The 12,141-nt window shown below is 36.2% G+C and carries 11 protein-coding genes; 9 read left to right on the plus strand and 2 right to left on the minus strand.

The genetic code is table 11. The features are described from left to right. The first annotated feature begins 188 nt into the window (after nt 1-188). Nucleotides 189-866, plus strand: coding sequence for an AlkZ-related protein (locus V7150_RS07775; RefSeq protein WP_335515819.1), 678 nt, complete (start codon nt 189-191; stop codon nt 864-866). Between the two features lie 207 nt (nt 867-1,073). Here the strand turns inward: V7150_RS07775 and V7150_RS07780 are convergent, their stop codons facing one another. Then, nucleotides 1,074-1,568, minus strand: a complete 495-nt coding sequence (locus V7150_RS07780; protein ID WP_335515822.1) for a DinB family protein — start codon at nt 1,566-1,568, stop codon at nt 1,074-1,076. Nucleotides 1,569-1,770: 202 nt separating this feature from the next. Between V7150_RS07780 and V7150_RS07785 the strand changes: the two genes are divergently transcribed. Both V7150_RS07785 and V7150_RS07790 read left to right on the plus strand, forming a co-directional pair. Continuing rightward, the gene (locus V7150_RS07785) at nt 1,771-2,745 is read left to right on the plus strand and encodes a helix-turn-helix transcriptional regulator (protein WP_335515827.1); all 975 of its coding nucleotides are present in this window, start codon (nt 1,771-1,773) and stop codon (nt 2,743-2,745) included. Nucleotides 2,746-2,810: 65 nt separating this feature from the next. Further along, the gene (locus tag V7150_RS07790) at nt 2,811-3,263 is read left to right on the plus strand and encodes an SRPBCC domain-containing protein (RefSeq protein WP_335515830.1); all 453 of its coding nucleotides are present in this window, start codon (nt 2,811-2,813) and stop codon (nt 3,261-3,263) included. A 207-nt stretch (nt 3,264-3,470) separates the two neighbouring features. Here V7150_RS07790 and V7150_RS07795 read toward each other — a convergent pair whose 3' ends face one another. Further along, a complete protein-coding gene (locus tag V7150_RS07795) occupies nt 3,471-4,103 on the minus strand; it encodes an NUDIX hydrolase (protein WP_335515832.1) in 633 nt (210 codons plus the stop codon). Between the two features lie 218 nt (nt 4,104-4,321). On the opposite strand from V7150_RS07795, the gene V7150_RS07800 reads away from it, so the two are divergent. From V7150_RS07800 to V7150_RS07825, 6 genes are all read left to right on the plus strand, one after another. Continuing rightward, on the plus strand, nt 4,322-5,311 hold the full coding sequence (locus V7150_RS07800) for a DUF4003 family protein (protein ID WP_335515835.1): 990 nt from the start codon (nt 4,322-4,324) through the stop codon (nt 5,309-5,311). A 325-nt stretch (nt 5,312-5,636) separates the two neighbouring features. Beyond that, nucleotides 5,637-7,262: an amidohydrolase gene (locus V7150_RS07805; protein WP_335515838.1), complete on the plus strand. Its 1,626-nt coding sequence runs from the start codon at nt 5,637-5,639 to the stop codon at nt 7,260-7,262. A 144-nt stretch (nt 7,263-7,406) separates the two neighbouring features. Then, complete coding sequence (locus V7150_RS07810) at nt 7,407-7,607, plus strand: DUF3311 domain-containing protein (protein ID WP_335515841.1); 201 nt, start codon at nt 7,407-7,409, stop codon at nt 7,605-7,607. Continuing rightward, on the plus strand, nt 7,604-9,085 hold the full coding sequence (locus V7150_RS07815; protein WP_335515844.1) for a sodium:solute symporter family protein: 1,482 nt from the start codon (nt 7,604-7,606) through the stop codon (nt 9,083-9,085). Before V7150_RS07810 ends, V7150_RS07815 begins: the two co-directional genes overlap by 4 nt. 550 nt (nt 9,086-9,635) lie before the next feature. Then, nucleotides 9,636-10,313, plus strand: a complete 678-nt coding sequence (locus V7150_RS07820) for a hypothetical protein (protein ID WP_335515847.1) — start codon at nt 9,636-9,638, stop codon at nt 10,311-10,313. A gap of 491 nt (nt 10,314-10,804) precedes the next feature. After that, nucleotides 10,805-12,058: a cation:dicarboxylate symporter family transporter gene (locus V7150_RS07825; RefSeq protein ID WP_335515850.1), complete on the plus strand. Its 1,254-nt coding sequence runs from the start codon at nt 10,805-10,807 to the stop codon at nt 12,056-12,058. The last annotated feature ends 83 nt before the right edge of the window (nt 12,059-12,141 follow it).

The following is a 12,141-nucleotide window of genomic DNA, read 5'->3' on the forward strand; positions in this document are numbered from 1 at the left end:
TCTTTAAGAGGCAGCCTTAAGGACACTTTCTCCAATTTCAAGAAGAATTTTGTCTTTAAGAGGCAGTCTCGAGGACATTTTTCCAGATTAGAAGGAGAGTTCTATTCTTTTTTCATAGTTTAATGTTTAAAGAAATTAGTTAAACTGTTAAATAGATATATGAAAGAAAAGTTGGGGAGCTGAGATGAATGAAGAGTTACCAGATTCGTACATATAAAGAAGCTATCGAAGTGATAGAGGAAATTGGGATGCTGCCATTGGCACAATTAGTATCTGCTTATCCTTCATTAGATAGCATTACGTCAAAGGAACAGTGGCATACCGGTTCAGAAATGGATCCATGGATGTGGCGTGCAGAATTCCCGAAGGATGGAGTAGCGGCATACGGAAAGTTTATTAAAAAAAAGTCTGTTTTAATCTCACGGACGCTACTTCCTTTCGTTAGAGTAGTTTTGGGTTCCCAACAGCCATTGGAAAAACGGTATGAGGATGGGCTTGTTTCAAGAGAAGCATTAGAACTGTATAGGCTTATTCATGAAGAACCAGGCATTGATACAAGAATGTTAAGGTCTAAAGCGGGAATGAAGGATAAAGAAAAGAAAAAACCGTTCGATTCCGCTTTGGTAGAATTACAAGGGTCCATGGATATTGTTGTCTCAGGTACGAAGGCAAAAACCAATGAACTGGGTGAAAAAAATGGCTGGAGCAGTACCTCATTTGAGACCATGGACTACTGGGCAAAAAGTAATCATGTTAAGGAAATGAAAATAAGTGTTGAAGAAGCAAAAAAGGAACTTAACGAACACTTTGCTAAAATTTGCAGCCCGGAATCCATGAAAGCATTGGCGAAGATTTTTAAGTTTTAATAGAAAAATTTCAAATTGAAATTGTCGAGCTTGTTAGATGTATATAAAATTGCTGCCTTTCCCATGTACCAAAAAGTGACCAAAAAAGAAAATCTGACTCAAATGGTCGCTAGTTAGCGACCATTTGAGTCAGTATTTATTTTTTGATTGATTCTTAATTATTTTTTTTCTTGCTGCTTTCACAAACGGAGTTCCCGTGTATTTTATCTAATCGTTAGTGCCTAAAACATCAGTGTTTGGAGGTTTATAACCCATTAGTCGTGCCATAGCAACAATCTGTCCCTTGTGATGGAATTCGTGAGTAACCGTATGCATGAGCAATTTACCAGGTGTAATGGAGATCATTTCTCCTCCATCTCTCCAAGGAATCTCCCTCTGTATAGGTTTATTCATTTGATGTTTAAGTACATCAAATACCTCATTTACAAAAGAATCTGCATGTTCAAAGCGTATCTTAATTTCGTCTAAACTGAGTTTCATCAGATCTTCCTTTGGAGTGAGTGGCCTCTTTGTTTTTAATAAAACAAATGAGCCAAGCCAAGCGTGATAACAGTCTGCTATGTGTACTAGTGTGTCTCGTACACTTTGCCAACCGATCCCGTCAATTGGGCGAGTAAAGTCATTTGGTTCAAGTTCACTACAAAAGTTAAGAAGTAATGCTCGAGTCTGTTTGACCCACTCATATTCGATTTGATGCACCATGATCACCTCTTTTAGGCTCGCAAAATTTTTTTTAGTACTGTATATTAGTATCAATTATCAACTATAGAATTGTAAATGAGGAATCAGAAGCAAATAAAAAAAAGATGATCTTTCAGATCACCACTGCTTTATTCTCCACAATAGAAACGAGACTAGCTGCAAGGGACCTGCCCGCGCTGCTGTAGAAGGGACTAAATAACCCATGTCTAAAGCTGTTAATATGCTTTCTATACTTTGGCTGCTCAAAACAGGTAAACGAATGACTGCTAAGCAACTGGCGGAAGAATTGGAGATCAATATTCGTACGGTATATCGTTATATTGATGCCCTGTGTGCTAGCGGTGTTCCCATCATTTCGGATGCAGGTCATAATGGCGGATACAGTTTGCTCCATGAGTTTACAAAGGCACCGTTATTTTTTGACGTAAATGAGCAAAAAGCGCTGATCCATGCGGCAAGTTTTGCATCAGAGGCTGGGTATCCCTTTAGTGAGGTTTTGAATGGGGCAGTAACAAAGCTGAAAAAATATACAAATCCAGAACAATTGGATTATATCAATCGTCATTTAACAGGGTTTGATGTGATTCAACCACCAGCAAAATCTGAATTGAAAACGTTGCTCCAGGATATAGAAGAATCTGTGGCAGAGGGTTTAACACTATTAATTGAGTACCAAAAAGGAAATGAAAGCACACCCCAATCACGCAGCATTGATCCTTATGGCCTTGTGTATTGGAAAGGGAATTGGTATGTCATCGCTTATTGTCACCTGCGCCTTGAAATACGCAGCTTTCGTGTTGATCGGATTGTCAGTGTATTTCGAACAGGTGCTGAATTTGATCGGCCAGCAAACTTTTCAGCACGTGCTTTTTTTCTAAATGGACTTTTGCCTGATTTAGACGAGCCTGACCAACTGATTTCCATTCATATTGAAGGACATGCGCATGCCCTTGATGATTTATGCCAGCATTGGTTATTTGGGCATGCACTTACCCGCCGTTCGGAAAATCATGCTCATTTTAAGATAGATGAGCAATCGATAAATACTTATGTACCTTACTATCTTCTTCCTTATGGAAAGGCAATCAATATCCTGGAACCATTATTTTTAAAAGAGAGAATGGTAACTGTCACTATAGAATTAGTTAAACATTATCAAAACTCTAAACTTCACTGACCGTATATGTCAGTGAAGTTTGTTTATGATGTAAGGGAAGAACCCAAATTAGGAGGAATTAGATTATGCAGGATCTTAAGTATGTATTTTATATTAGCGGGACACCAGAAGAAGTTTGGAGGGCATTAATCTCGCCCGAGGGAACAAAGCAGATTTATTGTGGAAGCGTTATCCGATCCACCTTTCAAGTAGGAGATCTTTTGGAATACGTTGGGCCGGGGGCTGATGGTGATGAGACGGTTCATGTTTATGGGAATGTAATAGAGTATGTACCAAATCAAGTACTTCGTTTTACCCACTTTGCTGGAAAATCCTACACGAAAGATGACATTCAGGAATATGAATCTAGAATTTCCTATCTGCTTGAGCCTGTTGGCGCCTGTACGAAGTTAGCCCTTATTCATGACCAATGGCAGGAAGGTGATCCTCACTACGAGAATAGTGATGCGGCATGGTGGATGATACTTAGTAATACAAAATCATTAGTAGAAACAGGCAAAACGCTTAATCTAGGTTAGTTTTAAATGAACCTAAATTTTAGTCGAAATAGCGATTAACTTATATACCCTTAGAGTCCAGCAAGATGCTAGGTTCAATTTACTTAAAATTAGGAGTTGTATTGCCCAACTCCTTTTCTTAATGAACTTATCTGCTTTTTTCACTAGAAGCTAACAATGGCGAACAGTTTCAGATCCTGTTCGCCAAGGAAGTCATTGAAAGGCACGTTAGCTGCATTCATTTAGTTTTTCTTTAATCAACTGGATAATCGTCTGGTAAAATGAAAGTTCGTGCGGGACAAATTGATTTTTATCAGCCATCCTGTCGATAACTAGTTTTTCCCCCTTATTACTTATTTCAAAACCTTTCATGTTTATTTCATGTATATCCCCTGACCAAAGATCAGTAAAATCGGCAAATTTTACTTTAACGATGCCTGAAACTTCTTCTTTTTGTAAGGTAAATTCATCAAACGCTATATTCTTTATATATAAAAATGTATGTGCCAGTTCATTATCAATTAAGTTTTCATGATTTACACAATAATTGATGATCCCTAATGGTATTAGCTCAGTAAAAGCAACATCAATTCCTAATTCTTCTTTGATCTCCCTAATGCCATCCTCGGCCGTTTCATGGGCTAATAAATGTCCTGCAGACGTAATATCAAAAAGATTTGGATGGTCTTTTTTAAATTGACAACGAAGCTGAAGATAAAGATAATCGATTTCTTCTTCGCGGCTAACGATCCAGCAGTGGAAGGATTCATGCCAAAGTCCGGTTCGATGTACTTCTTCTCTTGTTGCAATTCCAATAGGATTCCGCTTGCTATCAAAAATTTTTAATTGCTCATCTTCCATCATCAGTTCTCCTTGTGTATAAGTATTCTATATATGTAGAATTTCTATGTATATATAGAATAATATATTCATACTTTTCGTGCAACTAGTTTTACTTTACCGGGGATAAATCTCTTCCATAGGTGAAAGATGCATTATAAAAGTATTCTCTTGAAACCAAACTTTGCCATACAACGTATTAAAGACAAGAAGTATTGTGAAGGGGGATGAATGAATAGATGCAAGAGAGATCAATTAAAGAAAACATTGGAGCTTATAAGGATATCTATTCGCAGTTGTATTCAGCATTAAAATGGAAAGCGGATAAGCGCACGCTTATGATGATTGCCGCTATGTATGTAACAAACGCAAAAGAGTTTCACTTAAAAAAGTATCTGGAAATTGCCGACTATATTAAGGGCAATGTAGGGGCCTTTTCCTATTTAAAATCGACACAGCGTTTTAGCATTGCTGCAACATTAGATACAACAACGGACGATCCTAAAACAAGCTTTCACCACTTCATTGCTATTTATGAAAAGCTCATTGATAATGGCTTCAGCCGTAATGCTTATTCCTATATTGCAGCGGGAACGCTCTTAAAAGTGGAGCCAATGCGCATCGATGAAATCGTTCAAAAAACAGACGATATCTACAAAGGAATGAAAGAGCACCATTTTTTCCTGACGGACTCTGGTGATTATCCTTTGGCATCGATACTGGCTCTATGTGAAAAGGATTCAGAAGAAATCGTAAGCAGAGTGGAGGAGTACTACCAGGCACTTAAGAAAATAGACTTTTCAAGCGGGAATGATTTGCAATTTTTAAGCCACATTTTGGCATTGGATTCAGAACAAAGTCCGAATGTGAAGGCACAACAATGCATGGAAATAAAAGAACTGCTCCACAATGCTAATCATAAAACCAAAAGGGTCTATTATCCATATATCGGTATGCTCAGCTTTTTAGAAAATAAGGAAAGTGAAATTAATAACCTCCTTATGATTAATGAGGACTTGAATCGGGATAAACTCTTTAAATGGAACAAAGAGATTAATTTTATGATGAGTGTGCTGTTTTTGATGAGTTCAATGACAGCTATGGGAGATGCTGCTAGAACAGGGTTAAACATTTCGATTGAAGCGCTTATTCAAGCCCAGCAGGCAGCAATGACCGCAAGCATGACGGCGGCTACAGTTGCAGCCAGCAGTTCCAATGGGAATACGTAATTTACCTGGACTTTGAAAAAACTTTGATAACAGAGCATTGAAATAATGTTTGAAAAAAAAATTAAGTAATCTATGTTTTAAATATCAGTATCAAAGAAGACGGCTCAAAATTCTAAAAATGAATTTTGAGTCGTCTTTTTTATCAATTTGCTGTCTATTTTAGCCCTAATTAAATTAATTAGTATCAATATTCTTTTACGTATTGTGAAATAGCACTTAATAAAAATCTTACCATCTGTTTAATGACAGCGCTTTAAAAAAATAATAATATAATTAATAGGTTAATTTACCGAATTTTCTTAAAAAACAAAAAGGATGTGTGTTTATGAAAGCTAATCTAGTATTTATCAATGGTGAAGTTATTACAGCAGACAAACAAAATTCAATAGTAGAGTCTGTAGCAATTAAGGATAATCGTATAATTGGGGTTGGTTCAAATGTAGAAATGAAAGAATTTATTGGGGACAAGACTGAAGTCATTGATTTAGCAGGAAAATCCCTTCTTCCTGGATTTATTGATTCTCACATACACCTGGTTTTATATGGGGTTTTTCAGTTGAATATCAGTTGCAAAGAAAGCCACATCGATTCTGTTGCAGCTTTGCTAAATGAGCTTAAGAAAAAAGTATTGGAAACTCCAAAAGGTGAATGGATAAGAGCTTGGGGGTTTAATGAAACAACGGTGAAGGAAAAGCGGTATCCAACGATTGCCGAGCTAGATGCAATTTCAACCGATCATCCAATAATCATTACTCGTACATGTGGACATATCAGTATAGTAAACACTGCAGCATTGGAGAAGGCTGGATATGACGAAAAGACACAGAATCCCCAAGGTGGAATAATAGAAAAAGATGAGAATGGGGAACTTACCGGTAAATTATTTGAAGCTTCAAATATGAAGATGAATGATGTAGCGAGCTATACATATGATGAACTTATGAAAGCTGTTAAAATCGCATCGGATCATTTCATTTCAGGGGGTATCACGAGTATTCATGAAGCAGGTACTTTTGATTCTAATAGTTATCGTTTGTTACAAACAGCTATAAAAAACAAAGAAATCCGTGTTCGAGTATATGCAATAGTTGGTACTATAAATGACTCCGATAAATTTGTAAATAAAATGATGAATGCAGGAATTGTCACTGGTACAGGGGATGAGAAATTTAGAGTCGGACCGGCTAAAATATTTTTAGATGGAAGCAGCTCTGGTCCAACGATTGCAACTCGAGAACCCTACACCAGCGATCCTAACAAGTCCGGGATTCTTTATTATAGTGAGGAAGAAATATACAAGGTTCTTGGTGAAGCACATAAAAAGGGCTACCAAATTACTGTACACGCTCAAGGTGATAAAGCTATTGAAATGTATTTAAATTGCGTGGAAAGAGCGTTAACAGAAGCTCCAAGGAAAAATCACCGTCATCGAATCGAGCATGCCGGGATTTCAACCCCAGATTTACAAGAAAGAATGAAACAACTCGAAGTGATCCCTATTCCAAACCCGCCATTTCCATATGAATATGGCGAGATATATGCTCACAATTATGGTGAACGTGTCAATTATATGTACGCTGCTCGTGATTATATTGATAAAGATATTATTGCAGCAGGTAGTTCAGATGCACCGGTTACTGATTATAACCCGTTATTAGGAATTCATACTGCGGTTAATAGAAAAAGCCAACTTGGAGCCGAAATTGGTACTAATCAATGTATAAGTGTACTTGAAGCTATTCAACTTTATACATGGAATGGAGCTTATGCTAGTTTTGAAGAAGATATTAAGGGCAGCTTAGAGGTAGGGAAATTAGCTGATTTAGTTATTTTAAATGACAGTATTTTAAAAACTAAACCAGACCGTATTAAGGATTTGAAAGTAGAGGCAACAATTATTGATGGAGAAATTGTCTATCAAAGGGAAAATGAATTAATTATGAAAAATTAGAACTAAGCAAAAAGGATTTGTTAATAAAAAGAGCTTCATTACAATTTCTATTAATTTCGCATTATTTTATTAACAAATCCTCATTTTGATATACGCTCTTAATCCATAATAATTCAAACAATAAAATAGGAGGTTGGGCATAACTTGAAATATATTAAACTTTTACTCTTAATACCATTCATAGGGGTTGTAGGATTCTTGCCATATGCAAATAAAATAGAGCCTTACGTTTTAGGAATGCCTTTTCTATTATTTTGGATTGTATTTTGGATGGTACTTTCCTCGGTTATTTTAACTATTGTTTATAAGTTTGATCCTGATAATCAAGGGAGTGAGACAGAATGAATATATCATTATTTATTATTTTCATTTTCTTAATCTTTGCTCTTTATTTGGGGATAGCAGCAAGAAAAGGGAAAGAAATGAATTTGCAGCAATTTGCAGTTGGTGGCAGAGGTTTTGGAACCTTGTTCGTATTTCTATTAATAGCTGGTGAAGTTTATACGACTTTTACTTTTCTAGGCGGAAGTGGCTGGGCGTATTCAAAAGGGGCTGCTGCCTATTATGTACCTACGTATATATTTCTGGCATATGTTATATCTTATTGGTTGGCACCTAAAATTTGGAGATATGGTAAAGAAAATGGTATTATTTCACAGCCTGATTATTTTGCATCTAAATATGATAGTCGTACAATGGGGATTATCGTAGCGATTGTGGGCAGTTTAGCACTTATACCATATATTTGTATACAAATGAAAGGGTTAGGGATCATTGTTTCAGAAGCTTCTTATGGTGCTATTTCACCAGTATTTGCAAGTGTTATAGGTGCAATAGTTATTACAACATATGTAATATTCTCTGGTATCCATGGCTCAGCTTGGACAGCTGTGATTAAAGATATTATGATTCTGGGAGTAGTAATTTTTTTAGGCATATACATCCCTATCCACTATTTTGGCGGGATTCAGCAAATGTTTGAGTCTGTTCAGTCTGTTAAACCTCAAATGTTAACATTGGCCGATCAGGGACTAAGTGTACCGTGGTTTCTCTCTACAATCCTTTTAAATTCAATAGGCTTTTATTTATTACCGACTTCTTTCACTGTCGTTTTCTCAGCAAATGGTGAAAAAGCACTTCGCAAAAATGCAATTACCCTGCCTTTATACACCATATTATTGCTTTTTGTTTTTTTTATTGGCTTTTCAGCTATCGTACAAATCCCTGGTTTACAAGGAGCTGATGGAGATCTTTCTCTTTTAAGATTAGCTATTCAAACATTTGATCCTTGGGTCATTGGGATAGTTGGGGCAGCTGGTTTACTAACGGCTTTAGTACCAGCATCTGTTATGTTAATGTCTGCATCTGTTGGCTTAACAAAAAGTTTTTACAATGTCATTGTTCCAAAAGCTACCGAAAAGCAACAACTAATTGCCTCGAAGTTATTCATCATTTTCATTTCTTTGACTGCTTTAATCTTCACCTTATCTGGAGGAGAAGCACTTGCAATGTTAAACATCATGTCATATAGTTTGATCGTACAATTAGCACCAGCATTATTCTTTAGCTTTTCCAAAAATAATTTTATTAATAAATATGGCGTAATGACCGGAATTGTTACAGGAGTGCTTATTGTATTATATGCTACGATTTTCAATATAAAAATCGCAACCTTTTTTCCAACTGTCTCGCATACTATTAACGACATCAGCACAGGAGCAATAGTATTATTGATAAATATTGTCATAACCATCATTGTTAGTATTGGTACTAAAAATATTCCAATTGAAAAGAAACAATTGACTCAGATAAAGACAAGTTAATGTAATAACAACAAAAACTTATTTGGGGTATTGTATTGGATGTAAAAATTTCTGCTGCCAATTTCGTATACAGAAATCACCATTTTTTGATGCCTTCAGAAACAAGGAGAAGAATTAATAAATCAAGTTCCAGAAGACCCAGACTATGTTATTTTTCTCGAGCTTTTAACCATATGTTTATTAGCAGGGCTAAAATAGACGACCTATTGATCAAAAAGACGACTTAAAATTCACTTTTAGAATTTTAGAGTCGTCTTCTTTAATACTGCTATTTAGATCTATTAAAAAAATGAGTGTTCTTCAGTGCCCTTACAAATTAGCTTTTCAGGTAATATGTTATGTGCATTTACATATTAAAGAAAATGCTCTCATATCAATCTAGTTCGTATTGTATTTGTTATAATAAAGGTAACATTGGAAAATTTATACTTGGATTTGGATAGGGGATTATCCAACCTAGAGCCTTTTTAGGTGCCTTCGATCAATGCCGGATTTTCATATTTTTAAATAGATATATCTGATGAAGTAAATTTGGAAGGGAGTCATTGAAGTGTTATCGTTTGAGGAAAAAAAGGCGGTTTTTCATTCTTTTAATCTTAAGGAAAAGAAAATTAGTAATGGAAGAGTAAGCTTTACTTATCCTGAAAGTATCCAAAAGGGGCAAGTGTTGGCAACACAATTACATCCAAGTGGTAATGGCTATGTGAACGGTAAGTATATGTCAGAAGAAACCATTGAAAAACATGGTTTCGAGGTAGATCTACGCGGTTGGATCTCGATAAAGGTTTTTTCAAAGGATGAAATAGCGAAGGTGATAACCGAGGCCATGAAATCCATGACGAAAACTCCTAACGATGCGGACGTCGTTATTGAAGAGCAGGATAACCTTAAAACAGCTCATCCTTCTTTTGAGAAGCAAGAAGAGGAAGATATACCTTTTGGAGAGAACGTACCTCAGGCAAAGACATCTTTTGAAATCGTGAAAAATCCTGAGAAGGCAGAAGTGTCTAAGGAGAAGCAGGGGATCTCTAGCAAAGAAATCGAACGGAAATTGGGAAGTAAAAAGAATGAATCTATTGAAAAAGTTCAGCATTCTTCTACATATGAAATGTATCCCGGTTCTTGTTTATTTGCTTTGATGGGACTGACATTATCGACAATGGAATATGGGTTTTTGGTATGGAGGAAAGCCGTAAGGAAATATGTAGGAATCGGATCAAAAATGTAGAATAAATCCAATAGTAAACCTTGCCAATTAGCTGGCAAGGTTTTGTTGTTTAGAAAAGGGGCGGAGTGTTACAAAAATCGAAGATTAATAGGCGGTCGATGCAAAAACAGCTGGATTCCTAGCTGGAATTTAAAACTATAAAAGCACAGTAGATAGCTTAATTTCTCTCACTTTTGACTCCTAGCTCTGTATTCAAAGCGGTAGAGGGTCGTCGAAAATTCTTTTTTTTTTAAGTCATACATGTTATTCTAAAAAAATAACCTAAACGAATCAAATGCTTGATTCAATAGTGTTAAAGCTATGATAGGTCTAATTTCCATAAAAACACATTTATAGAAATGAAAGTGATTTTTACTAAATATAATTATGTTATTAATAATAAATATTAATAGTTAATGTGAAATGGAGAAAGATCTATTTGGCTAAATAGATTGAAGAATTTATATTGATTATTCGTTTTATAAATTTTATATATAAAAGGGGAAATGTTCATGAAGAAAATTAGTTTAGCATGGCAGATATTCATTGGACTGGCTCTCGGTATTATTGTCGGTGCGGTTTTTTATGGCAATCCGCATGTGGCAACTTACCTCCAGCCAATAGGTGATATATTTATTCGCTTAATTAAAATGATTGTTGTTCCAATCGTTGTCTCAAGTCTTATTGTTGGTGTTGCAGGCGTTGGCGATATGAAGTCTTTGGGAAAGCTTGGAGGCAAAACCCTGCTTTACTTTGAAATCATCACGACAATCGCAATCATTGTTGGACTGCTTGCCGCGAACGTATTTCAACCAGGTGTGGGGGTCGATCGCACTCATTTAACAAAGACGGATATTAACAGTTATGTAAGTACAGCTGAAAAAACTGAGTCACATTCGATGATTGATACAGTGGTGAACATTGTTCCTACTAACATCATTCAGTCATTAGCAGATGGAGATATGCTTGCGATCATTTTCTTCTCCGTTATGTTTGGACTTGGAGTTGCAGCGATCGGAGAGAAAGGCCTGCCGATTCTCAATTTCTTCAAAGGAACGGCAGATGCGATGTTCTTTGTAACAAACCAAATTATGAAATTAGCCCCTTTCGGTGTTTTTGCTTTGATTGGTGTAACTGTTTCGAAATTTGGTATCTCCTCTTTAATTCCACTTGGGAAACTTGTTCTTGTTGTATACGGGGCGATGATCTTTTTCATTTTAGTGGTTTTAGGGTTAACGGCGAAAATTGTAGGGTTTAACATTTTTAAGCTAATTCGATATTTAAAAGATGAACTAATTTTGGGCTATACGACAGCGAGTTCAGAAACTGTCCTTCCCAAAATTATGGAGAAGATGGAGAAGCTCGGCTGTCCAAAGTCGATTACTTCTTTTGTCATTCCAACCGGTTATTCTTTTAATCTTGATGGCTCGACTCTATATCAAGCGATTGCGGCAATGTTCATTGCACAAATGTATGGAATTCATATGAGTATCGGACAGCAAATAACATTAGTTTTTGTATTGATGCTAACCTCCAAGGGGATTGCCGGGGTTCCAGGCGTATCGTTTGTAGTTCTTCTTGCCACATTAGGTACTGTAGGGTTACCTGTTGAGGGACTAGCATTTATTGCAGGTATTGACCGGATTCTCGACATGGCACGTACATGTGTTAACATTGTTGGAAACTCCTTGGCGGCTATTGTTATTACAAAATGGGAAGGCCATAGCCTTGATGATTCTGTTACTGTTGAGCAAAAAGCAGCTTAACATCTCGATACAGGCCACCTTCCAAAAAATTGAGTTTAATTGTTGTCATTTAATCAAATTGCTATAAGTTTCATCCAAAAAAA

This window comes from Neobacillus drentensis (assembly GCF_036965245.1).
Taxonomy (GTDB): Bacteria; Bacillota; Bacilli; order Bacillales; family Cytobacillaceae; genus Neobacillus; species Neobacillus drentensis_G.